Annotated in this window: 22 protein-coding genes and 1 pseudogene; 6 read left to right on the top strand and 17 right to left on the bottom strand. The window is 60.2% G+C overall.

Annotated elements, in window-relative coordinates; all coding sequences use genetic code 11:
* Positions 1–11: 11 nt before the first annotated feature.
* The gene (gene tnpC, locus G3A56_RS10980) at positions 12–1,544 is read right to left on the bottom strand and encodes an IS66 family transposase (protein WP_050742833.1); all 1,533 of its coding nucleotides are present in this window, start codon (positions 1,542–1,544) and stop codon (positions 12–14) included.
* 69 nt (positions 1,545–1,613) lie between these two features.
* The gene (tnpB, locus tag G3A56_RS10985) at positions 1,614–1,802 is read right to left on the bottom strand and encodes a transposase (RefSeq protein ID WP_256364416.1); all 189 of its coding nucleotides are present in this window, start codon (positions 1,800–1,802) and stop codon (positions 1,614–1,616) included.
* Positions 1,803–1,822: 20 nt separating this feature from the next.
* Here tnpB (G3A56_RS10985) and G3A56_RS29605 point away from each other — a divergent pair, with 20 nt between their 5' ends.
* The 3 genes from G3A56_RS29605 to G3A56_RS11000 all read left to right on the top strand — a co-directional run bounded on the left by G3A56_RS29605 (position 1,823) and on the right by G3A56_RS11000 (position 5,112).
* The gene (locus G3A56_RS29605) at positions 1,823–2,065 is read left to right on the top strand and encodes a DUF5372 family protein (RefSeq protein WP_164056374.1); all 243 of its coding nucleotides are present in this window, start codon (positions 1,823–1,825) and stop codon (positions 2,063–2,065) included.
* Between the two features lie 193 nt (positions 2,066–2,258).
* Positions 2,259–2,720: a helix-turn-helix domain-containing protein gene (locus tag G3A56_RS10995; RefSeq protein ID WP_050747112.1), complete on the top strand. Its 462-nt coding sequence runs from the start codon at positions 2,259–2,261 to the stop codon at positions 2,718–2,720.
* Between the two features lie 292 nt (positions 2,721–3,012).
* A complete protein-coding gene (locus tag G3A56_RS11000) occupies positions 3,013–5,112 on the top strand; it encodes a recombinase family protein (RefSeq protein WP_050747113.1) in 2,100 nt (699 codons plus the stop codon).
* Here G3A56_RS11000 and tnpB (G3A56_RS29330) read toward each other — a convergent pair.
* From tnpB (G3A56_RS29330) to G3A56_RS11020, 4 genes are all read right to left on the bottom strand, one after another.
* A complete protein-coding gene (gene tnpB, locus G3A56_RS29330; protein WP_279481382.1) occupies positions 5,020–5,322 on the bottom strand; it encodes an IS66 family insertion sequence element accessory protein TnpB in 303 nt (100 codons plus the stop codon). The two genes, G3A56_RS11000 and tnpB (G3A56_RS29330), sit on opposite strands and share 93 nt — an antisense overlap.
* Before the next feature lie 26 nt (positions 5,323–5,348).
* Entirely contained in the window at positions 5,349–5,795 is a 447-nt protein-coding gene (tnpA, locus tag G3A56_RS11010; RefSeq protein ID WP_050746558.1) for an IS66-like element accessory protein TnpA, read from the bottom strand.
* A gap of 218 nt (positions 5,796–6,013) precedes the next feature.
* Positions 6,014–6,322, bottom strand: coding sequence for an Atu4866 domain-containing protein (locus G3A56_RS11015; protein ID WP_003493042.1), 309 nt, complete (start codon positions 6,320–6,322; stop codon positions 6,014–6,016).
* An 84-nt stretch (positions 6,323–6,406) separates the two neighbouring features.
* A complete protein-coding gene (locus tag G3A56_RS11020; RefSeq protein ID WP_035241375.1) occupies positions 6,407–6,940 on the bottom strand; it encodes a nuclear transport factor 2 family protein in 534 nt (177 codons plus the stop codon).
* A gap of 278 nt (positions 6,941–7,218) precedes the next feature.
* On the opposite strand from G3A56_RS11020, the gene G3A56_RS11025 reads away from it, so the two are divergent.
* On the top strand, positions 7,219–8,106 hold the full coding sequence (locus tag G3A56_RS11025) for a LysR family transcriptional regulator (RefSeq protein ID WP_003493036.1): 888 nt from the start codon (positions 7,219–7,221) through the stop codon (positions 8,104–8,106).
* A gap of 65 nt (positions 8,107–8,171) precedes the next feature.
* On the opposite strand, the gene G3A56_RS11030 is transcribed toward G3A56_RS11025, so the two are convergent.
* Entirely contained in the window at positions 8,172–8,432 is a 261-nt protein-coding gene (locus G3A56_RS11030; RefSeq protein WP_137067564.1) for a hypothetical protein, read from the bottom strand.
* A 47-nt stretch (positions 8,433–8,479) separates the two neighbouring features.
* Between G3A56_RS11030 and dnaK the strand changes: the two genes are divergently transcribed.
* A complete protein-coding gene (gene dnaK, locus G3A56_RS11035) occupies positions 8,480–10,384 on the top strand; it encodes a molecular chaperone DnaK (protein WP_003493032.1) in 1,905 nt (634 codons plus the stop codon).
* 90 nt (positions 10,385–10,474) lie between these two features.
* Positions 10,475–11,614, top strand: a complete 1,140-nt coding sequence (gene dnaJ, locus G3A56_RS11040) for a molecular chaperone DnaJ (protein ID WP_003493025.1) — start codon at positions 10,475–10,477, stop codon at positions 11,612–11,614.
* A 68-nt stretch (positions 11,615–11,682) separates the two neighbouring features.
* Here the strand turns inward: dnaJ and G3A56_RS11045 are convergent, their stop codons facing one another.
* The 10 genes and pseudogenes from G3A56_RS11045 to polA all read right to left on the bottom strand — a co-directional run bounded on the left by G3A56_RS11045 (position 11,683) and on the right by polA (position 23,382).
* Positions 11,683–12,234, bottom strand: a complete 552-nt coding sequence (locus G3A56_RS11045) for a DUF924 family protein (RefSeq protein WP_082183410.1) — start codon at positions 12,232–12,234, stop codon at positions 11,683–11,685.
* A gap of 13 nt (positions 12,235–12,247) precedes the next feature.
* On the bottom strand, positions 12,248–12,460 hold the full coding sequence (locus G3A56_RS11050) for a SlyX family protein (RefSeq protein ID WP_003493020.1): 213 nt from the start codon (positions 12,458–12,460) through the stop codon (positions 12,248–12,250).
* A 152-nt stretch (positions 12,461–12,612) separates the two neighbouring features.
* Positions 12,613–14,118: a tripartite tricarboxylate transporter permease gene (locus tag G3A56_RS11055; protein ID WP_003493017.1), complete on the bottom strand. Its 1,506-nt coding sequence runs from the start codon at positions 14,116–14,118 to the stop codon at positions 12,613–12,615.
* Between the two features lie 9 nt (positions 14,119–14,127).
* Positions 14,128–14,589: a tripartite tricarboxylate transporter TctB family protein gene (locus G3A56_RS11060; protein ID WP_082183407.1), complete on the bottom strand. Its 462-nt coding sequence runs from the start codon at positions 14,587–14,589 to the stop codon at positions 14,128–14,130.
* Positions 14,590–14,688: 99 nt separating this feature from the next.
* Entirely contained in the window at positions 14,689–15,672 is a 984-nt protein-coding gene (locus tag G3A56_RS11065; RefSeq protein ID WP_035241945.1) for a tripartite tricarboxylate transporter substrate-binding protein, read from the bottom strand.
* Positions 15,673–15,869: 197 nt separating this feature from the next.
* Positions 15,870–17,216 (bottom strand): sigma-54-dependent transcriptional regulator, encoded by a 1,347-nt coding sequence (locus G3A56_RS11070; protein WP_003493012.1) that lies wholly within the window; start codon positions 17,214–17,216, stop codon positions 15,870–15,872.
* Entirely contained in the window at positions 17,213–19,015 is a 1,803-nt protein-coding gene (locus G3A56_RS11075; protein ID WP_164056375.1) for a sensor histidine kinase, read from the bottom strand. The genes G3A56_RS11070 and G3A56_RS11075 overlap by 4 nt, the downstream gene beginning before the upstream one ends.
* Positions 19,016–19,196: 181 nt before the next feature.
* A complete protein-coding gene (gene rpmF / locus G3A56_RS11080) occupies positions 19,197–19,382 on the bottom strand; it encodes a 50S ribosomal protein L32 (RefSeq protein ID WP_003507205.1) in 186 nt (61 codons plus the stop codon).
* Positions 19,383–19,568: 186 nt separating this feature from the next.
* Positions 19,569–20,294, bottom strand: coding sequence for a DUF1868 domain-containing protein (locus G3A56_RS11085; RefSeq protein ID WP_082183403.1), 726 nt, complete (start codon positions 20,292–20,294; stop codon positions 19,569–19,571).
* A 92-nt stretch (positions 20,295–20,386) separates the two neighbouring features.
* Positions 20,387–23,382, bottom strand: a pseudogene (gene polA / locus G3A56_RS11090) (DNA polymerase I).
* Positions 23,383–23,713 lie beyond the last annotated feature (331 nt).

Genomic DNA, 23,713 nt, shown 5'->3' on the forward strand with positions numbered 1-23,713 from the left:
AAGCGCTGTTGTCAGGCCACGGCCCTGAACTCGGGAGCCTGAATGTAGGCCCAGGGGAGGAGATCGTCGATCTGGCTGTTGGGGTGGCCGTTGACGATCCTGGTGAGCACGTCGGCGAGGTAGCCGAGCGGCTCGACGCCGTTGAGCTTGCAGGTTTCGATCAGCGAAGCGACGACGGCCCAGTGCTCGGCGCCGCCATCCGATCCAGCGAAGAGTGCATTCTTGCGGTTCAGCGCGATCGGGCGGATCGAGCGTTCGACGGTGTTGCTGTCGATCTCGATGCGACCGTCGTCGAGGAAGCGCGAGAGGCCATCCCGGCGCGAGAGCGTGTAGCGGATCGCCTCGGCGAGCTTTGTCTTCTGGCTGATCAGCTCGAGCTTCTCGCGCAGCCAGGGTACGAGATCGGCGACGATCGGGAGGCTCTTTTCCTGGCGCACGGCACGACGCTGCTCCGCCGATCGTCCACGAATGTCATCTTCGATTCTGTAGAGCTCCGCGATCCGCCGGAGCGCCTCGCTGGCGATCGGCGCGGGACCGGCTGCGGCAAGTTCGTAGAAGCGGCGGCGCACATGTGCCCAGCAGAAGGCGAGCGTGGCACCGCTCTTGTCGGCGAGCACGCGATAGCCACCATAGCCGTCGACCTGCAGGATGCCAGTAAAGCCCGCCAGATGAGTGATCGGACGTTCGGCCTTTCGGTCCGGCGCATAGACATAGGCGACGCCCGGCGGGTCGGCTCCTTGCCACGGCCGATCATCGCGGGCATAGGCCCAGAGTTGCCCGGTCCTGGTCTTGCCACGGCCGGGATCGAGCACCGGCGCCGTCGTCTCGTCGGCGAACAGTTTTGGCGAAGCCTTCAACTTCGCCAGCAGTCGCTCGTGCACCGGACGCAGGTGCCAGGCGGCGCGGCCGACCCAGTCGGCGAGCGTCGAGCGGTCGAGATTGATGCCCTGCCGGGCGTAGATCTGCGCCTGGCGATAGAGCGGCAGGTGATCGGCGTATTTGGAGACCAGCACCTGGGCGACGGTCGCATCGGTCGGCAGGCCGCCTTCGATCAGCCGGCCGGGAGCCGGAGCCTGAACGACCACATCGTCGCAGGCGCGGCAGGCGTATTTGGGCCGGCGCACCACGATCACGCGCAGCTGCGCCGGAACGATGTCGAGCCGCTCGCTCACATCCTCGCCGATCCGGTGCAGGCCATTGCGACAGCACGGACAGACGTGATTGTCGATGTCGACGATCGTTTCGATGCGAGGCAGATGCGCCGGCAGCGCGCCACGGTTGGCTCGCCGCTTTGTGGCGCGCTCATTGCGTTCGCGCGGGTCGACACGTTCGGCCTCTTCCTCGCCGGCGGCCTCGATCTGCTCGGCCTCTTCGAGGCCCAGCAGCAACTGGTCTTCCGGCAGCGTCTCGGCGCGCCGGCCGAAGCGGTGACGCTGCAGTTCCCTGATGATCTGGATCAGCCGCGCATTCTCGACGTCGCGCGCCAGGACCATCGCCTTCAGCGCATCCGGATCGTCGGGAAGCTGGTCCGCCGTCATCGCCATGAGCGGATCAGACCATATTCGCCGGCACCGGGCGACCGTGGAATCCGGGCTGATTCACTTGGTCGCGGATCAACCCGCCTGCGCCGGAACGCGCGTCGGGCGGGCTTCATGGACCCGTCGCCAGTCGAGACCTTCGAGCAGCGCCGACAGCTGCGCGGCGGTCAGCCGCATGATCCCGTCCTGCACCTTCGGCCAGCGGAACTCGCCATCCTCCAGCCGCTTGTACCTCATCTGAGAATGCAGCCCCGACCAGCGCAGGTCAGCAGTTAGTGCGGGTCATGCACCCGTTTCATCCCCTTTTTGGACAACAGCTTCCTTGCGTCGGCGAGCGAGCTAACTCGCAGGGCAAACGTTTGCTGTTGCAGACCGAGGATGCCACCGTTTGGTCCGTTCCCCCGCAATGGACTGACCTTATGAGCCCAGATCCTGAAGTTGTCATGGGTAACGGACGGTCGCTCTTGCGGGTCGCCGACTTAATGGAATTGGCCGCCCTGGTAGAGCGCCTTTCCAGAACACGATGATGGGCAGAGCTGTAAAGATAAATATGCCGCATCTGTAAAGCTGATTATGCCGCATGGGTCTTATTTTCGTGGAATTTATCCCGCAATTACAGGGCTTATCTAATGCTAAATCATGAGGGTTGCCTTGACGAGGCAGTAAAATGCGTCATAATTAGCATTACGATAACGCCGCTTCATGTCCTCGGAGCCATCGATGTCTGCGAAGTACGACAGCAAGCGCACAAAGACGGATGTCCTCATCGAAGAGGGCACGTTCAATCCCACCCCCGAGAAGGTGCGCGATCCAAAGTTCCGGGGCAGCGAGTTCTTCGATCCGCACGACGCCGTGCAGGTCAAATACGAGATGCTGCGGCGCGTCTCCATCGACAAGGTGTCGGTGACGGAGGCCTCCGACGAGTACGGTGTTTCCAGGCCGACCTACTACCAGGCCAAGGTGAACTTCGATATGGCCGGGATTGCCGGACTAGTGCCGACAAAGCCGGGGCCCCGCGGTCCCCACAAGATCGACGACAAGGTCGTGGCATTTCTGCGGGCGCAGCTCGCTCCAGGAGAACCCGTTCGCGCCCGGGAACTTGCCAAGCTGCTCCGCCAGGAACTCGATATCGAGCTTCATCCCAGATCGATCGAGCGGGTTCTAAAAAAAAGCGGCAGGTAAACCTTGCCGCGACGGCGGCATGCCCGATCCTACCGTCGACCATCGCGTCCCAGTACGAGGTCTTGCGCAAGGCTGCTCTCGGCGCAGCGCTGCCACTTATGGCCCGTAGTGGCCTGATGCTCTTTTTGCGCCGGGGCATGTGGGGATGGGCTCAGACGCTGACCGCAACAGCAAGCACCCCGCGAGAGCAGAATTACCCATCGTCAATTGCTTGGCCGCTGCACCGCGGACACAGCGCCGTCGTTCACGTCCTTGCGACAATCGCCATGAGCATCAACGATCGGAGATCACGATGAATGTACATCTCAAAGTCCAGCCTCATCACCTCGAACGCAGCGCCTACCTCTACATCCGCCAATCTTCGATGCGGCAAGTCATCGACAATACCGAGAGCGCCATGCGGCAATATGCGCTTCGCGGGCGCGCTATCGCCCTTGGTTGGCGCGAGGAGCAGATTATCGTCATCGATAGCGATCAAGGTGAATCCGGCGCATCGGCGGTCTGGCGTGAGGGATTTCAGCGGCTGGTCAGCGATGTCGGCATGGGACATGCCGGGATCGTCATGGGCCTGGAGGTCTCCCGTCTGGCGCGCAACAATGCCGACTGGCAGCGTCTACTCGAGATCTGCGCCCTTGCTGACACCCTGATCCTCGACGAGGACGGTGTCTATGACCCGGCAAGTTTCAACGACCGGCTCCTGCTCGGCTTGAAGGGAACAATGAGTGAGGCCGAACTGCATGTGATCAAGGCGCGGCTGCGCGGCGGCATCCTCAATAAGGCCCGGCGTGGCGAGTTCCGTTGCCCGCTGCCAACCGGGCTGGTCTATGACCACTCCGGCAATGTAACGCTTGATCCGGACATGCAAGTCAGAGAGACGATCGCCCATTTCTTCGAGACGTTCTCTCGCGTCGGATCCGCCTCCCAGACCGTCAAGGCCTTTCGGCAGGAAGGCATTCTCTTTCCCTCTCGCTTGCACGACAGCCAGACGGTTTTCCGGCCACTGACGCCTTCGACGGCGATGCGCGTGCTGCACAATCCACGTTACGCCGGAGCCTATGCCTATGGCCGCCGTCGCTATCGACGAACCATCGATGGCAAAAAGCTCGTGCGCAAACAAGGTAGTGACGATTGGACAGCATGCATTCCAGATGCCCATCCCGGCTACATCAGTTGGGAGCAACATCAGGAGAACCTGAGGATTCTGAAGTCGAACATCTGCCATAAATGGAACGCGGCGGTCGCATCACCTCCGCGGGAAGGCCCGGCGCTGCTGCAGGGGCGCGCCGTGTGTGGGCAATGCGGCAGGCATTTTCACATGCGCTACGCTGCCCGACGCGGTCGGCAGGAAGCCTGGTACGTTTGTGATCGCGCCCGTACCAATCGCGGTGAACCCCTCTGCCAGGCGATCGCTGCACCTCCTGTTGACGAAGCCATCGGCATGCTGATCGCCGAGCAGATGACGCCGGCAGCCATCGAACTGGCGATTGAAGTCCGCAAAGAGATCGAAGCGCGACATGAAGAGGCGGACCGGCTGCGCTGTCGCGCAATCGAGCGCGCGCAAACGGAAGCCGATCTCGCCCAGCGCCGTTTCATGCTCGTCGATCCCAATAACCGCCTCGTCGCCGACACGCTCGAAGGCGAATGGAACGAGAAGCTCCGCATCTTGGCTAATGCCCGCGAAGAGCGCGAGCGCGGCTGGGAGCACGATCAATTCATCCTCGATAAGGCCGTCTACGAGCGGTTGGTCGCAATGACGGCGGACTTCAAAAAACTCTGGACCAACCCAGAGACCCCGAACCGCGAACGAAAGCGCTTGCTTGCCCACATCATTGAGGACGTCACCCTCCTCAAACTACCGAAGAGAGGCACAACCAAGGCTCATATTCGCTTCAAAGGCGGCAAAACCCAGACACTCGTCACCATCAGCCCAAAATCGCCCAGCCAGCAGGTCAAGACGAACCCCGACATCATTGCACTGATCGATAAGCTCCTCGACGATCATATTTTTTCCGAGATCGCCGACATTCTCAACAATCAGGGATACCGTCCGGGCTCGGTGACGCGCCGTGACCAGCGCAACGCCCGCTTCACAACCAAACGCGTCACCTATCTTGTTCGCGAATACAAGCTGAGATCACGCTATGACCGGCTCCGGGATCGTGGGATGTTGACAAAGAAGGAGGCGGCTGCACACCTCAATATCCATGAGCATACCCTCGCCAGATGGGCTGAACATGGCCTCGTCACCAGCCATGCCTACAACGGACACTACTACCTGTACGAGCTTCCGAAGACAGATTTACCGCAAAAGCAATCCAGTCGATGGAACCAGCTCGTCGATCGCCTCGCCGCTCATAAGGAAAATGCCAGCCAAGCCAAAACCTTCAACTGAGTGCGAAAGAGAGATGCAGTATGAATGCAGATCGTTCGCATAGAGGCAGACGCCGGTGCCGTCCCAGAAGATCAGCTTGATCCGGTCCGTGCGCTTGGCACGGAAGACATAGACCGCACCGCTGAACGGATCGGCGCCCATCGTCTCGCGCACCAGCGCGGCCAGCCCCTCCGCGCCTTTGCGGAAGTCCACCGGCTTTGTCGCCACCATGACCTTGACGGCGCCAGTCGGCCCGATCACGACGTTGCCTTCAACGCACGGATCACCGTCGCAACCGTCCTGGCGTCGGCGCCACGGCCGACCCGCATCGCAACGCCGTCGATCTCCAGCTCGATCACGCCGGCGTCTGGCGCGGCCTTCCGCTTCCGCGTCGATCTCGCGCGCTTCCCCGACGGTTCAGGCTCCGGCGCCGCAATCACCGCCGGAACAAACAATGGCTCCGGTGCCGGCGCTCCCGCCAATGGCTGACGCGCGGCCCGACGCCAGGCGAACAACTGCTGCGGGGACAATGCATATCGCCGGGCCACTGCGCTCACGGTCTCGCCGGCATCGTAGCTTTCCGCCACGATCCGAGCCTTCTCCTCCGGCAACCATTCGCGCCTCCGGCCGGAACCCGTGAAAACCTCGAACCGCCGCGCGGGCTCAGGATCGCTGGATTTAAGCGTAAACTCTGAAATCGTCATGTGTCGAAGCCCTCAAAGGCTCCGAACATCGTCGCTCACGACCACGCGCGAAAGGTGCCGCCGGAACAGCGCTTACGCTCAAACCACTTTCAGGCGTCATTTTGTAGGGCTATAGCGTAAGCGTAGTGATCATCACTATCGGTCGCGGCCCGCCATTTCACGCCAGCCGCGAGACAATGGACCGAACCCTCGTCACGCCAGAGGCGTGCCGCCTCTCCTCATTGACGATATAAGATCATGCCGGCGTGATGCAGGACGTCGCCGATGAAATCGCCATCCGCGGTAAAGCCGGTGTCGTCCCAATATTCGATGTGCGTGCCAGTAACTTCGTAGCGTCCTTCATAGGCGCGCTCGCGTGTCCCACGCGCTTCGACGTAGCGGCCATTGGGGAGAAGCTCGTGTCGGATACGGTTGTCCTCAGTGACCCAGAGGCCGACATAGGGGTGGTTGGCCTGCAATTCTTTTTCCTCGGCTATCGCGGGTTGGGCCAGAAGCGTTGCTGCGATAAGGGCTGCAAAGCTGCGCATGGTCGAACTCCTCGTTTCATATGTTGGTGGTGACAGTTAAGAGGACGACCGCCGTTACGGCCGTCCTCGGTGGGCCATGACGGCTTAGGGCTGGCGCGGCTCGTTGTTGTCGACGACCTGCTGATAGGCGACGAGGTCCAGGAAGGCCTCGGCCTCAACGACCGAGCCGCCCTCCATCCGAAATATCCAGACAAACTGGTTGCGATAGGGTGCTCCCGACGTCGTGGTGGCCGAGGCGTCGAAGCGAATGATGACCCTGTCCCCGACGGCCCAAATATGATGCACTTGCGGTTTCAGCGGGCCTGCTAGACGGCTGACAAGGGGGACGGAGCCCCGTTGCAGGAAATCCTCGACTCCGTTGTAGGTGTCGGCGACCGGGCCGGAACCATGGATCGTCCAGCGGACGTTGGGTGCCAACAGATCGAAGACATTGCCGCGTCCGGCCGCCCATCCATCAAAGGCGTCGCGAACGGCGGCTTCGTTTCGGGTTTGGGTTTCCGCGGCTGGTGCCGTGGTGGTGCTGGCCTGTGCCGGTACAGTGATAGCCGTCAGGGCAAGGGCAATCATCAGACTGCGCGCACCCGTTATGGTGCTTTCGGCAAGTGACACAAAACTCATGGGATGACTCCGTTCTGTTAAGGTTGCTGCGGATCGGCTTCTCGGCCGGGCATCAATTGCCCGATGCGCTCGGCCGGGTGGTGATTTCGTGGTGACCACTTTCAGCGGCGCGTCGGTGGCGCAGTGGACCGCCCCTCGTCGGCTCAACCGGCAGCGTTTCGATGGGGGCGCCGGCGACGATGATCTTTCATGCCGTTTTTCCTGCAAAGAAGATGGACGATTACCGACGGTTCCGGTAGCTATCGACTGCTTTACTGGATGGTTAGCCAGGCTTGACAATGAAGATCGACCTCAATCTCCTGCCGCTCTTCCTCGCTGTCGCGGAGGAGCACAATTTCCGCGCTGCCGCTGATCGTCTCGGTGTGACGCGGTCGGCCGTCAGCCAGGGGATGCGACGGCTTGAGGATGCTTTGGGAACGGCATTGGTGATGCGCACCACGCGTTCCGTGCGCTTGACGGAAGCGGGCGAGCAGCTTTTTGAAGCCGTATCGCGACCGCTCTGCGATCTCGGCACGGCGCTTGAGGATATAGCGACGGAAAACGCACCACGTGGTCTCCTCAGGATTGCAGCAACCTCAATCGCAGAGACGTTTTTGTCAGGTCCGTTCATCGCTTCGTTCGCAGCGGCCTATCCCGGCGTGACCATCGACGTCACTGTCACGGACGAAGAGTTCGACATCGTTGCCGCCGGTTACGATGCAGGCATCAGGCTGGGCGAGGTGATCGAGCAGGACATGATCGCGATCCCCCTCACTCGCGAACAAAGGGAAATGGTCGTCGCATCCCCCGCATATCTCGCTGCCCACGGCGCACCGGCGCATCCACGTGATCTGGTCCATCATCGGTGCATCGGCTGGCGCCCGGCACCGAACGTCGCGCCCTACCGCTGGGAGTTCGAGGAGAACGGCGTGCCCTTCGACGTGGCTGTCGAGCCACAGATTACCACCAATGATCTGCGTCTGATGCTGCGCGCCGCACTTGCCGGGGGCGGGATCACCTTTGCGTTGGAGGAAACCTTTCTGCCATTTGTGGAAAACGGGAAACTCGTCCCCCTGCTCGAAGACTTCCTGCCGCCCTTTCCCGGCTTTTTCGTGTACTTTCCCCAGCGTCGCAACATGGCACCAAAGATGCGAGCACTGATCAAGCATGTACAAGATTCGCGGTAGTGCGCCGGTCCAGTGAAAACGATTTTAGAGGGTTATGGGGTGGACGTCGTTGCCCGTCCGCCATTTCACGCCATCTCCATCAGCGCCAGAACCAAGATTCGCCAGCGCTCAACCCGGCGGCACAGAACGACGGCACGGCATACCGCCAAAGTCGCGTTTTGCCGCTTCCGCAAGCGTTGATGGCTATGCTTCTGCAAAGAAAGGGATTCATCCGCTTTTTTGCTGCGGTTCGCCCGCTCTTGCGCCTTGCAGCAGGAAAAATCGCTCCTTATATACGCCGCATAACTGCAGCGAATACTGCAAATCCAAGTCAAGGAGCTGTCCATGGAATGCCTCACGGGGTTCCGACAGCTCGCTTCAAGGAGAGAAGAGCATGGCAAAAGTAATCGGTATCGACCTTGGCACGACCAATTCCTGCGTCGCAGTGATGGACGGCAAGGACACGAAAGTCATTGAAAACGCGGAAGGCGCGCGCACCACGCCGTCCATGGTGGCATTTTCCGACGATGGCGAACGCCTTGTCGGCCAGCCGGCCAAGCGCCAGGCGGTCACCAACCCGACCAACACCCTGTTTGCGGTCAAGCGCCTCATCGGCCGCCGTTACGAAGACCCGACCGTTGAAAAGGACAAGGCCCTCGTCCCCTTTGAAATCGTCAAGGGCGACAATGGCGACGCATGGGTGAAGGCGCAGGACAAGAATTATTCCCCTTCGCAGATTTCCGCGATGATCCTTCAGAAGATGAAGGAAACTGCTGAATCCTATCTCGGTGAAAAGGTCGAGAAGGCCGTCATCACCGTTCCGGCCTACTTCAACGACGCCCAGCGTCAGGCAACCAAGGATGCCGGCCGCATTGCCGGTCTGGATGTTCTGCGCATCATCAACGAGCCGACCGCGGCAGCCCTCGCTTACGGCCTAGACAAGAAGGACGGCAAGACCATCGCCGTTTACGACCTTGGCGGCGGTACCTTCGATATTTCCGTTCTGGAAATCGGCGACGGCGTCTTCGAAGTGAAGTCCACCAATGGTGATACCTTCCTTGGCGGTGAAGACTTCGACATGCGTCTGGTCGAATATCTGGCCGGCGAGTTCAAGAAGGATCAGGGCATCGACCTGAAGAACGACAAGCTCGCCCTGCAGCGCCTCAAGGAAGCTGCCGAAAAGGCGAAGATCGAACTTTCGTCCTCGCAGCAGACCGAAATCAACCTGCCGTTCATCACGGCGGACGCTTCCGGTCCGAAGCACCTGACGCTGAAGCTGACCCGCGCCAAGTTCGAAAGCCTGGTGGACGATCTGGTGCAGCGCACCGTCGCTCCCTGCAAGGCAGCCCTCAAGGATGCCGGCGTTACCGCTGCCGAGATCGATGAAGTTGTTCTCGTCGGTGGCATGAGCCGCATGCCGAAGGTACAGGAAGTCGTTAAGCAGCTGTTCGGCAAGGAGCCGCACAAGGGCGTGAACCCTGACGAAGTGGTTGCCATGGGCGCCGCCATTCAGGCTGGCGTTCTGCAGGGCGACGTCAAGGACGTTCTGCTGCTCGACGTGACCCCGCTGTCGCTCGGCATCGAAACACTGGGTGGCGTCTTCACCCGTCTGATCGATCGCAACACGACGATCCCGACCAAGAAGAGCCAGACCTTCTCGACCGCCGAAGACAACCAGTCGGCCGTGACCATCCGCGTTTCGCAGGGCGAGCGCGAAATGGCGCAGGACAACAAGCTGCTCGGCCAGTTCGACCTCGTCGGCCTGCCGCCGTCGCCGCGCGGTGTTCCGCAGATCGAAGTCACCTTCGATATCGATGCCAACGGCATCGTGCAGGTTTCGGCCAAGGACAAGGGCACCGGCAAGGAGCAGCAGATCCGCATCCAGGCCTCCGGTGGTCTTTCAGATGCCGACATCGAAAAGATGGTCAAGGACGCCGAAGCCAATGCCGAGGCCGACAAGAAGCGTCGCGCCGGTGTCGAGGCGAAGAACCAGGCCGAAAGCCTCATTCACTCCACCGAGAAGTCGGTGAAGGAATATGGCGACAAGGTTTCCGAGACGGACCGCAAGGCCATCGAAGACGCCATTGCCAGCCTGAAGACCGCCGTTGAAGCTTCCGAACCGGATGCAGACGACATTCAGGCGAAGACCCAGACCCTCATGGAAGTTTCCATGAAGCTCGGTCAGGCCATCTACGAAGCGCAGCAGGCCGAGGCCGGCGACGCTTCCGCAGAAGGCGGCAAGGACGACGTCGTTGACGCCGACTATGAGGAAATCAAGGACGACAAGAAGTCCGCGTAATCGCGTGACTTCCGGTCTCTTCTTTATATATGCAAGACATCCGGCTGCCGACGTGCAGCCGGAAATCCATTTGCGGGGCTTGTTATCTTAATGGCGAAAGCAGACTTTTACGAAACACTTGGCGTCAGCAAGACCGCGGACGAAAAAGAGCTGAAAAGCGCCTTCCGCAAACTCGCGATGAAATACCATCCGGACAAAAACCCTGATGATGCCGATTCCGAACGGAAATTCAAAGAAATCAACGAAGCCTATGAAACGCTGAAGGACCCGCAGAAGCGCGCGGCCTATGACCGTTTCGGCCACGCCGCGTTTGAAAACGGCGGCATGGGCGGCGGCGGTGGTGGCTTTGGCGGCGGCGGTTTCGCTAATGGCGGCTTCTCCGATATCTTCGAGGACATCTTCGGCGAGATGATGGGCGGCGGACGCGCACGCCGCTCTTCGGGCGGGCGTGAACGCGGTGCCGACCTTCGCTACAACATGGAAATCACGCTGGAAGAGGCCTTCACCGGCAAGACAGCGCAGATCAGGGTTCCGACCTCGATCACCTGCGACGTCTGTTCCGGCTCGGGCGCAAAACCCGGCACGCAACCCAAGACCTGCGCCACCTGTCAGGGTTCCGGCCGCGTGCGCGCCGCGCAGGGTTTCTTCTCGGTGGAGCGCACCTGCCCGACCTGCCATGGTCGCGGCCAGACGATTTCCGATCCCTGCGGCAAGTGCCACGGTCAGGGTCGTGTGACGGAAGAGCGTTCGCTCTCCGTCAACATTCCCTCGGGCATCGAGGACGGCACCCGCATTCGCCTGCAGGGCGAAGGCGAAGCCGGCATGCGTGGTGGTCCGGCGGGCGATCTTTACATCTTCCTGTCCGTGCGTCCGCATGAGTTCTTCCAGCGTGACGGTGCTGATCTTTATTGCACCGTGCCGATCTCCATGACGACGGCGGCACTCGGCGGCACCTTCGATGTGACCACGCTCGACGGCACGAAGTCGCGCGTCACGGTTCCGGAAGGTACCCAGCCGGGCAAGCAGTTCCGCCTGAAGGGCAAGGGCATGCCGGTGCTGCGTTCGGCGCAGACGGGCGACCTTTATATCCAGATTCAGATCGAAACGCCGCAGAAGCTCAGCAAGCGTCAACGTGAGCTGTTGCAGGAGTTCGAGCAGCTCTCCTCCAAGGAGAACAATCCGGAATCGACCGGCTTCTTTGCCCGGATGAAGGAATTCTTCGACGGCTGATCGCCGCCATTACGCATTGTGAAAACGCCGCCGTCTTTCTGGACAGGCGGCGTTTTTTTGTTTGGAGATCAGCCGGAAAAACCGCCCTCTTCAAGATATTGCCGTTCCTCCGGCGTCGTTTCCCGCAGCAATATGTCGTTGCGATGGGGAAAACGGCCGAAGCGCTTGACGATATCGCGGTGCTCTTCGGCATGGTGGAGATAAAGCCCGCCAAGCGGCTGGTTGAGGGTGCAGGCACGCTCTTGATCCCTGAGGTCTTCCGCATGCGAAAAGGGTAGATAGAAGAAAACGCGCAAATCCTCACCCACCGCCTGATCATGGCCACGGCGGATCGCCTCATCGGCGAAGAGCCGTGCCAGCGGATCGGTCGCATACATATGCGCTGTGTCGCGAAAGCAGTTGCGCGGGAACTGATCCAGCAGAAGCATCAGCGCGAGGCTGCTTTCCGCGCTCTCCAGCCAGTCATCCAGTTCGCGCCTTGCGGCAGCGAAATGGGCATCGCGGAAGCGGTCATGGAAGTGGCTATCGAAGGCAGCGTCCTTGTCGAACCATTTGTCCGGTCCGGCCTTCTTCCAGAAATCCACGATTTCGGTGGAAAGTGCATCTGTGTCTTTTTTCATCGGGTCTTCCCTGTCAGTAATGCGGCGGCCTGGTGATGGATGGCGCTTCCAGCGATTGCTCCTCAAGGCTCAAGAACCTTTCCGTCAGGCGGTCGAGCTTGGCGCGGGTCTGTTCCACCACCTTCCACTGTTCCGCCAGCTGATCGGACAGTTCCTCAATGGCCTTCGCCTGATGCGCGATCGTTTCCTCAAGCGCGATGATCCGTTTTTCGGTTTCCGACGTCATATCGACCTCTCTTTCCCGCCCTTCCTTGGCCCTAAAAGCTCCCAAGTCAACCATACGCCGCTTTCGTGAAGCGGATTCGTCACGATGATCCATTCAACGAAAAACGCCGGCGACGTTTCCATCACCGGCGTCTGAATTTTTCTTGATTTTTCTCAGTCCTCTTCGACGAAGACCTCTTCGCGTTTCTTCTTCACGCTTGGCAGGAAGACGACGATCAGTACGGCCAGAGCAATGAAGAGCAGCGTGGCGCTGATCGGTCGGGTGACGAAAGTCATTGGATCGCCACGCGACAGGATCATGGCGCGCCGCAGGTTTTCCTCCAGCAGCGGACCGAGAACAAAGCCCAGCAACAGAGGCGCCGGCTCGCAGCGCAATTTGACCAGCACGTATCCGATGAAGCCGAAGAAGGCGACGGCATAGAGATCATAGACGTTGGAATTGACGCTGTAGACCCCTATGGCACAGAAGGCCATGATGATGGGGAAAAGCACGTAATAGGGCACCGTCAGCAGCTTCACCCACAGACCGATGAGCGGCAGGTTGAGGATGACGAGCATCAGATTGCCGATCCACATGGAGGCGATGATGCCCCAGAACAGCGCCGGCTGCTCGGTTGCAACGTTCGGACCCGGCACGATGCCCTGAATGATCATCGCACCGATCATCAGCGCCATGACCGGGTTGGCCGGAATGCCGAGCGTCAGAAGCGGGATGAAGGAGGTCTGTGCACCCGCATTGTTGGCGGATTCCGGACCGGCAACACCGGCAACCGCGCCGTGCCCGAATTCTTCCGGGTTCTTGGAGACGCGTTTTTCCACGGTGTAGGATGCGAAGGCAGCAAGAATTGCCCCGCCGCCCGGCAGGATGCCCAGCGCCGAACCAATGGCCGTGCCGCGCAGTACCGGCCCGATCATCGCCTTGAAATCCTCTTTCGTCGGCATCAGGCCGCTGACCTTGGCGATCAGCACCGAGCGCGTGCGCTCATTTTCGAGGTTACGCAGGATTTCGGCGATGCCGAATACGCCGACGGCCACCGCCACGAAGTTCAGGCCATCGGCATATTCACGGATACCGAGGGTGAAGCGGGGTGTGCCGCTATAGATATCCGTGCCGACCAGGCCGAGCAGCAGGCCGAGCACCACCATGGCAAGCGCCTTGACGATGGAGCCGTGGGCAAGCGCGATGGAGGAGACGAGGCCGACGACCATCAGCGAGAAATATTCCGCCGCGCCGAATTCAAGCGCAATCGCCGTCAAAGGCGGCGCAAAGATCGCCACGAGGAAGGTGGAAACCGTACCGGCGAAAAACGAGCCGATGGCCGCAATCGCAAGTGCTGCTCCTGCCTTGCCCTTGCGGGCCATCTGGTAACCGTCGATAGCGGTGACGGCAGAAGAGGATTCACCCGGCATGTTGATCAGGATCGCCGTGGTGGAGCCGCCATATTGCGCGCCGTAATAAATGCCGGCGAGCATGATGAGCGACGAGACGGGCTCAAGCTGAAAGGTAATCGGCAAGAGCATGGCGATGGTCGCCGTTGCGCCGATGCCCGGCAGCACGCCAATCAATGTCCCGAGCAGCACGCCGATCAGGCAGAAGAACAGGTTTTCCAGGGACGATGCCGTGGCAAAACCGAGTGCGAGATTATTGAACAAATCCATCGCAAGACCTCAAAATTTAAGCCAGGGACCGAACTGCTGGAACGGTAGACCGAGACCATATTCGAAAACCGCCACTGAAAAGACAGTGATGGCTGCGGAGAGCAGGACCGCCATGACCGGGCTCATCTTGTGCGAGGCAAAGGCCGCGATAAGCGCGCTGAAAAACAGCGCCGGAACGAAACCGAGCCCGCGAACCGTGAAGCCGAAAAAGATCGGCGCGGGCAGGATGAAAAAGATCCCCCGCCAGGCGATGCCACCGATGGCGTCGCCCTGAACGCGCGTGGATCGCAGGAAGATGACGCCGCCAAGCAGGATCAGCACGATTGCCAGAACAAGCGGAAAATAACCCGGCCCCATGCGAAAGGCGGTCCCGATCTCCAGCCCGTAAGACTGCAGGGCGAAAAAAACGCCGAGACCGATGAAAATTGCCCCGCAGGCTGCTTCGGCAGGGTCAATGAAAAACGACTTCATGAAAGATGCCCCTCCACTGCGGCCGGTGACACACCGATCCGCGCTTTAAATCGATGGCAAAAAGCCGGCGGCAGAGTGCCGCCGGCCATTCCTTGACCATCAGTCGGCATATTGGCCAGCGGACTCGATAACCGGCTTCCAGCGCGCGATTTCGCTTTCAAGCTTGGCTTTCAGAGCGGCGGGCGTCGCATCGCTTTCAGAGGAAGGCGTGGTGCCAAGTTCGGCAAAGCGGGCCGCGACGTTCTTGTCCTTCAGCGCGATCTGCAGCGACTTGGAGAGCTTTTCATTGATTTCGGCAGGCGTGCCCTTCGGCGTGTAGATACCGTGCCAGATACCCACCTCGAGCTTTGGCAGGCCCTCTTCGGCGACCGTGGGTACGTTCGGCAACACATCGAGCCGCTTGGCCGAAGTGACGGCATAAGCTTTCACGGTTCCGCCCTGGATCTGCTTGGTCGTGTTGGTGGTCTGGTCGCACATGATATCGACCTGGCCACCGAGCAGATCCGTCATGGCCGGACCGGTGCCCTTATAGGGAACGGTGACGAGCGGTGTCTCGATCGCGCTCATGAACAGCATGCCGCAAAGGTGCGAGGCGGCGCCGATGCCGGCATTGGCGACGGTGACCTTGTCCTTGTTTGCCTTGGCATATTCAATCAGACCCTTGAGATCCTTGGTCTCGAGGTTCTTGCGCGACAGGATGGTCATCGGCACTTCCGTGACGAGACCGACATATTCGAATGCGTTCAGCGTATCGTAAGCGAGCTTGCGATAGAGCGTGGCGCTCGTCGCCATGCCGATATGGTGCAGGAGAACGGTGTAGCCGTCCGGATCCGCCGCCGCCACGCGGCCGGCGCCCAGCGTGCCGCCAGCGCCGCCGACATTTTCAACGATGATCTGCTGGCCGAGATCCTTCGACATGGATTCAGCGACAAGACGCGCAACCGTATCCGTCGGGCCACCGGCGGCAAAGGGCACGACCATGGTGATGTTGCGCTCGGGATAGTTCTGAGCGGATGCGGAAAGCGCAAAAAGGGAAACGGCAGCGGCGGCAGCAAGGCCGGTAACTGTCTTCAGTATTTTCATCGATTCCTCCCGGATGAAAATGTTCGCCACTTCAGCCGCGCATACTCCTCTATGGCGGCCGGGGTGAGCTATTTGCGATCCGGGATCAGCGTTCAGCAATGGCGGTCTTGCACTGAGGCCCTGTTTTATCGCTATCACTGATGGCAATGGGTGGATTTCCACCCATGAAGCCTCATCCATGGGTGGATTTCCACCCATTACACCTCGGTCATATGCCGGTGCAGTTCGTATTTCTGCATTTTTTCGTAGAGCGTTTTGCGCGAGATACCGAGGCTTTCATAGACGGATTTCAGATTGCCGCCATGGACGGCGATCGCGCGCGCAATCAGGCTCTTTTCATACGCGGCGACCTTTGCGGCAAGTGCTGCCCTGCCATCGTCCGAAAACGGCAGTGACGTTTCGGAAACATCGCTTTCCAGACCGAGCACGAAGCGGTCCGCGGCATTGCGCAATTCCCGCACATTGCCCGGCCACTCACGCAGGGAAATCACCGAAAGCAGATGTTGCGGAACCTCCATGTCTTCCCGCCCGTAGCGGGCGGCGGCCTCCCGCACCAGATGCAGGAAGAGCAGCGGTATGTCGGCGCTGCGTTGTGACAGGGACGGCACGAGAAGCGTCGCCACGTTCAGGCGATAGAGAAGGTCTGCACGGAAACGGCCGGCTGCGACCTCCTGCTCCAGATCCACCTTGCTGGTGGCGATGAAGCGGACATCGAGTTCGACGGTTTCATTGGAGCCAAGACGGGTAATAACCCTTTCCTGCAACACACGCAGGAACCGGCCCTGCAGTTCGAAGGGCATGGAGCCGATCTCGTCCAGCAGGATGGTGCCGCCACGGGCATGCTCGAACTTGCCGTAGCGTGGGCGCAGCGCACCCGGAAAAGCGCCTGCCTCATGTCCGAACAGCTCGCTTTCGATCAGCGTTTGCGGCAGGGCCGCACAATTGATCGCCACGAAGGGCCGGTTGGCTCTGGCGCTGATATCGTGAAGCGCCCGTGCCACCACCTCCTTGCCGGCACCGGTATCGCCGACGATGAGGGTATCGGCATCCGTCGCACCGATGGCGCGGATGCGGTAACGCAGATCGACCATGATCTGGGTTCGGCCGGGCAGGCGCGTCTCTAGATCGTCATGCTTGCCCGCCACCGCCTTCAGGCGGCGGTTTTCCAGCACCAGCGCCCGCCGGTCATTGGCCCTTTTGATGATGCCGGCGAGATATTGCGGAGTGAAGGGCTTTTCGATGAAGTCATAGGCGCCGTTGCGCATGGCGTTGACAGCCAGCTGCACATCGCCATGACCCGTCATCAGGATGACAGGTATTTCCGGATCGAGCTCCCGCACCTTCTGCAGCAGCGTCATGCCATCCATGCCGGGCATCCTGATATCGCTGACCACGACGCCATCGAAGCTGTAGCCGATGAGTTCGAGCGCATGTTCGGCACTCGCCAGCATGGTCACCGCAAAACCGGAAAGCTCCAGCGCCTGCGCGGTGGAAAAGCGCAGCTCCTCCTCGTCATCGATCAACAGAACCCGCGACATGGTCATTCCGCCGCCGCCTCCATACGATAGGCGGCTGCCGGCAATTCGATCTCGAATTCCGCCCCGCCGTCTTCATGGTTTCTGACACGCAGCTGGCCGCCAAAGTCCTTGATGATGTTATAGGTGATGGAAAGGCCGAGACCGAGGCCACGCCCCACGCCTTTTGTGGTGAAGAAGGGATCGAAGATGCGCTCCGAAATTGCCGGAGGTACACCGGGGCCACGGTCGCGGATGAAAATCGACACCGTCTGACCGTTCAGCACAGCCTTTAGAGCAATGCTGCGGTCTTCGCGCCCTTCCACCGCATCGGCGGCATTGGAGATGATGTTGACCAGCACCTGCTGCAGCCGCACCGGCCCGGCTTTCACCGCAAGCGGTACCGGACCGAGATCAACATCCAGCACCGCATCGGCGGCCTTCAGCCGCGCGCCGACGATTTCGAGCGTGTCACGAAGCACGGTATCCAGACTGACCGCAGCCATTTTTTCGTTGGGCTTGCGGGCGAAATTCCTGAGGTGCTTGCTGATGGACGCCATGCGGTCGATGAGGCCTGAAATACGCCTGAGGTTCTCCGTCACCTCTTCCAGCCGCCCCCGCTCCACCAGAAGCGAGGCGTTTTCGGCATAGTTCTTGGCGGCGGCAAGCGGCTGGTTGAATTCATGTGACAGCGCCGCCGACATCTGGCCAAGTGCCGCAAGCTTGCCCGCCTGCACCAGATCGTTCTGCATTCTGCGCAATTGTTTCTCCGTCTGACGGCGCTCGGCGATTTCGTGCTCGATCTCCTGATTCACCCGCGCGAGATCGGCGGTGCGCTCCTCCACCCGACGTTCCAGTTCCGCCTGCGCCTCCGCCTGGTGGGTCAGTCGCTCACGCAGACGCCGCCGTCTTTGCAGCATGGCCGCGATCAAGGCGGCGGCAAGACACAGGCACAGGATGATCGCAATCATCGCCGTCTTGACCTGTGTTCTGAGCGAGCCCGTATCCATCAGCACGCTGACGGTCCAGCCCGCATCCGGCATCGGCTGCGACAGGACGAGATATTCCCTCTCACCGTCATCCTGGGTGATCGTCATCAATTGATGGGAGCCGAAACTGCCGTTTTTCAGCGGCAGTTCCTTCAGGGTGGCGTTCGCGTAACGGCGGGATGCCTCCGTGCGCGCAAGCCTTTCGGGTGTCAGCGGCATCAGGCCGGAATAAAGCCATTGCGGCGTTCCCGTCATGAAGATGATACCTTCCGGATCGGAGACGAGGATGCGGTTCTCGCCATCACCGAAGGATGCCTCTATGCCTTCAATATCGACCTTGAAGACGATGACGCCCTTGATCTCCTCGTTGAAAAGGATGGGGGCGGAGAAATAATAGCCACGTTTGTGAGAGGTCGTGCCAAGCGCGAAGAAACGTGACTTGAAGCCCTTTGCGGCATCCTGAAAATAGGGTCGGTAGCTGAAATTCTCGCCGACGAAGCTCGTCGGTCCATCGTAATTGCTGGCGGCGATCGTCTCTCCGTCCAGCGTGATGATGTAAATATCGGAGGATTCCAAGAGGGTGTTGATGGATTTGAGATAGACATTGGCGCGCTGGCGCAGCGCCTCATCCTTCGGATGCGCGACAAGCTCCTCTATGTCGTCGTGATCGGCTATCAGAGCCGGCAGCGGTTCGTAACGGCTCAAAAGCCCGCCGAGGGCAGAGACGGCCAGCCTGAGGGTGGTGCGGCCCTGATCGGATACTTCGCCGAAATAGCTTTCCGCGATGATGCCGCCACCCTTCGTCACGGCGCCGTAGCCGAGACCGAGGCTGAGAAGCATCAACAAAATCCAGCGATATTTCACCGAAACTCCCCCTAACGCGCGCCAAACTGCTCTCCCGAGCAGAGTGTAGGAGGAGTGGCTGAATTTTCCAAGTGAGTGGAAAAGACAGCCAAACGGTCCTGAAAACAAAAAACCGGCCACGAGGGCCGGTTTTTTGCACATACAATGTCGGAAACGCTTATGCGCTTTCCTTCGGCGTCAGAACCTGACGGCCGCGATACATACCGGTCTTCAAATCGATATGGTGCGGACGGCGCAGTTCGCCGGAGTTCTTGTCTTCAACATAGGTTGCAGACTTGAGACCGTCAGCCGAGCGGCGCATGCCACGCTTGGACGGGCTTGTTTTTCTTTTTGGTACAGCCATTTTTGTTACTCCACTTTAGCGGCGAAACAACGGAACCGGCCAGAACCAAAGGCCGAATGTCGGGTGTCTCGATATCGGAAATTTGGCGCGCTTATACATGCCCAAACGGGCTTTGACCAGCCCTGACGCGCATTTTTTCCGATTCAGCGGAACAGGGACGACGAGCAGGCTGGCGGTGCACGCAAATCAGGTCTCACTTCTATCAAAAACGATGAGTTCCTTGAAGTGGTTCATATCCATGAATTCACAGAAAGCAGGCGGGCGCATCTCGATGATCGGCGCTGCTGCGCGCAGTTTTTCCAGCTCCTCGTCCAGCATTGTCTGCCACCGCGGCAGGCTCTCGGGATCAAACCAGCGCGTGATGTAGGACAGCGTGATATGAAACTCATAGCTTTCATGATCGGGATGGCGATAACCGAAGGCCTCGGCAAATGCATCGCGCCACAGAGCGACGATCCGGTCGTCCTCAGCGGTCGCCCCCTTCATCACCAGTCCCGTCGGTGTAAGACCCGTCACCTGCATGTTGAAGCCCGGCAGAACCGGAAAGGCCGAAAGACGGTCACGATAATATTCCGTCATCGTGTCGATCGGCGTATCGAGCGGCATTTCCTCGGGCCAATAGGGCGCCATGCGCCGGAACTCGATGATGCCCTGAAACACCGTCATGTGCAGGCTGGAAACCGGCGTGAAGGCGAGCAGCGATGCCTCGGGCATGTCCAGAAAGCGCTGGCGTGTCCTGATGATCGCGCTCTCGGTCTGCGAGCCTTCAACGAGGTGGCAGACGACCGTGTTACCCGGCTCGGGCAGGAATTCGCGCTCGGCGTTAAAACGGCTGCCGAGATGGCGCGGCGGGTGATCGTGGTTGGCAGCGGAAATATATTCAAGGTCTTTCGAGACGAGCGGGGCGTGCATGGGGAAACTCCTTTTGAGAGGTTTCCCCTAATCCCGATACGCAACAGATCAATGACATCGACCGGTCGATTTCACGGGGTCGCACGGCCTTGTCAGTGTGCCTCATCCCAGTTGTCGGCGGCGCGCGCATCCACCTGCAACGGCACCCTCATGGAAATCGCCGGCATGGCCGCATTTTCCATCACGGAGACGACAACGGGCAGGGTCTTTTCGATTTCCGCTTCCTCGACCTCGAAGATGAGTTCGTCGTGCACCTGCAGCAGCATGCGGGCGGAAAGCTTCTCCGCCTCCAGCGCCGCCTCGATACGGACCATCGCGCGGCGGATGATATCGGCAGCGGAGCCCTGGATCGGCGCATTGATGGCCGCGCGTTCGTTGAAGGCCTTCACGGAAGGGTTGGACGAGCGGATATCCGGATAATGGGCGCGGCGGCCGAAAATCGTTTCGACATAACCGTTCTCGCGGGCGAAAGCCTTGGTCGCTTCCATGTAGTCGCGAATGCCGGGAAAGCGCTCGAAATATTTCTTGATATATTCCCCCGCTTCAGAGCGGGCAATGCTGAGCTGGTTGGCCAGCCCGAAAGCGGAAATGCCATAGATGATGCCGAAGTTGATGGCCTTGGCGCGGCGGCGCACCTCCGACGGCATGCCTTCCACCGGCACACCGAACATTTCCGATGCGGTCATCGCATGAATGTCGATGCCATTTTCAAAAGCGTTGCGAAGTTGGGGAATATCCGCGACATGGGCAAGCACGCGCAATTCGATCTGGCTGTAATCGGCCGACAGCAGCTTGTGGCCGGGCGTGGAGATGAAGGCCGTGCGGATCTTGCGGCCTTCGGCGGTGCGCACCGGGATGTTCTGGAGGTTCGGCTCCGAAGATGACAGGCGCCCCGTCGTGGTGGAGGCAAGCGCGTAGGACGTATGCACCCGCTTCGTCTCCGGGTGAATATAGCCGGGCAGCGCATCCGTATAGGTCGATTTCAGCTTGGTCAGCTGCCGCCAGTCGACGATCTTGCGCGGCAGTTCGGCACCTTCCGCCGCCAGATCTTCCAGCACCTGCGCCGATGTCGACCATTGACCGGTCTTTGTTTTCGAGCCGCCCGGCAGGCCCATCCGGCCAAACAGGATATCGCCGAGCTGCTTTGGCGATCCGATATTGAAACGCTCGCCCGCCAGCTGATAAACTTCCTCTTCGAAGGCAGCCGCCTTCTGGGCCAGCTCGCCGGAGAGACGCGACAGGATCTGCCGGTCCACGGTGATGCCGCGCTCCTCCATATGCGCCAGAACCGGCACGAGGGGGCGTTCCAGCCGCTCATAGACCTTGGTCAGGCGCTCGGCGGCAAGCCGGGGCTTCAGCACCATCCAGAGGCGCAAAGTGACATCCGCATCTTCCGCCGCGTAAGCCGTCGCCTTGTCGATATCGACGAAATCGAAGGTGACGCTCGACCTGCCCGATCCCGTCACGTCCTTATAGGCGATCGGCTTGTGACCGAGCCAGCGTTCGGACAGCGAATCCATGCCATGCGTGGCCTTGCCGGCCTCCAGAACATAGGAAATCAGCATGGTATCGTCGAAACTCTGCATGACGACGCCGTGGCGTTTCATCAGCAGGTAATCATATTTGAGGTTCTGGGCGATTTTCAGAACGGCCGGGTCCTCAAGAAGGCTCTTCAGACGCTCCAGCGCCTCACTAAACGGCACCTGCCCTTCGGCGAGCTTGATGCCATCGCTGAAAAGATCGCCACCCGAGCCGGTCTTGTGCGTCAAGGGAACATAGGCGGCGCGGATATCGGTGCCCGAGGCATCCTTGCCATTATCGGCAATCGCCAGCGAAAAACCGACGAGCTCGGCCTGCATGGGGTCGAGCGAGGTCGTTTCCGTATCGAAGGCGACGACGCCCGTTTCGCGGGCCGCCGCAACCCAACGGTCCAGCTCCGCCATATCCCTGATCGTCACATAGGCGGCCGTGTCGATCTTGGCGGCGGCGAAAACCGTCTGCCGTGCCGTGGCGAGATCGGCAGGCGCGCTGCCCTCCCCTGTCGCCTGCCTTGCAGGCGCTGCCGGTGAAGCCTGTGAACTCGCATCAGCGGCCGTTTCACCAGACGTCACGGCGGCGGCCGGCGCATCGAGATCGGGACCATGCGCATCAGCCCCCATTGCACCGGCACATTGGCGGGGTCGATGGCAGAAGCGTCGGTTTCGGTCGCTTCTGCAACCCGGCGCGTCAGCGTCGTAAACTCCATCGCCTTCAGGAAGGCGATGAGTTTCGGGCCGTTCTGCGGTTCGAGCACCAGCGCCTCAAGGGACTGGTCCAAAGGTACATCGGTTCTGAGCGCCACGAGCTGCCTGGAAAGGCGGGCAAGCTCCGCATTGGCGATGATATTTTCCCGGCGCTTCTGCTGCTTGATTTCATCTGCGCGCGCCAGAAGAGTATCGAGATCGCCGTATTCCTCCAGCAATTGCGCGGCCGTCTTCGGGCCGATGCCGGGAATGCCCGGAACATTGTCGGTGGAATCGCCGGTCATCGCCTGCAGGTCGATCATCTTTTCGGGGCCGACGCCCCACTTCTCGACGACATCGGGAACGCCGATCTGCTTGTCCTTCATGGCGTCGTACATATGCACATTGGCCGTGACGAGCTGCATCAGATCCTTGTCGGAAGAAATGATGGTGACGTCGGCGCCGATCGCCTCCGCCTGTCGGGCGTAGGTGGCGATGATATCGTCCGCCTCGAAGCCTTCCGTCTCGATACAGGGAAGATTGAAGGCGCGTGTTGCCTCACGGATCAGGCCGAATTGCGGAACCAGATCTTCCGGCGGCGCGGTGCGGTTGGCCTTGTAGAGATCGTAAAGCTCATTGCGGAAGGTTTTCGACGAATAGTCAAAAATCACGGCGAAATGCGTGGGCGTGACGCCGACATCGGTATTGCGCGCATCCCTCAACAGCTTCCACAACATGTTGCAGAAGCCGGAAACGGCGTTGACCGGCAGCCCGTCCGACTTGCGGTTCAGCGGCGGAATGGCATGGAACGCCCGGAAAATGAAACCGGAACCGTCAACGAGGAAGAGATGATCGCCTTTTTTCATGGCGATATGGATAGCGCGGGGCTGTTTTGACGTCCATAGAAACTTCGCACAACGCACCGCAAAGCGCTTGAAGCGAAGCGTCTGGAAAGGCCCGTTAAATTCACCTGAACGTTACCGATTTGTAATGGATTTTCCCTTGAAAAGCCGCATTTGCAGACACATTTCATAGAGGACGGCGCCTGATCACGCCGTAGTCTGATTGTAGGCTCGTCCCCCGCCGCATCAGACCGGACAAAGGCCTTTCCCCCTCTCCGGGCCTTTGTCCTCCAATACGACCGCCATGGCCGACCCCTCCCGGCCATGGCGGTTTTATTTTGTGCCATTTTCCGGG

The sequence above is a fragment of the Rhizobium oryzihabitans genome, from assembly GCF_010669145.1.
Classification (GTDB): domain Bacteria; phylum Pseudomonadota; class Alphaproteobacteria; order Rhizobiales; family Rhizobiaceae; genus Agrobacterium; species Agrobacterium oryzihabitans.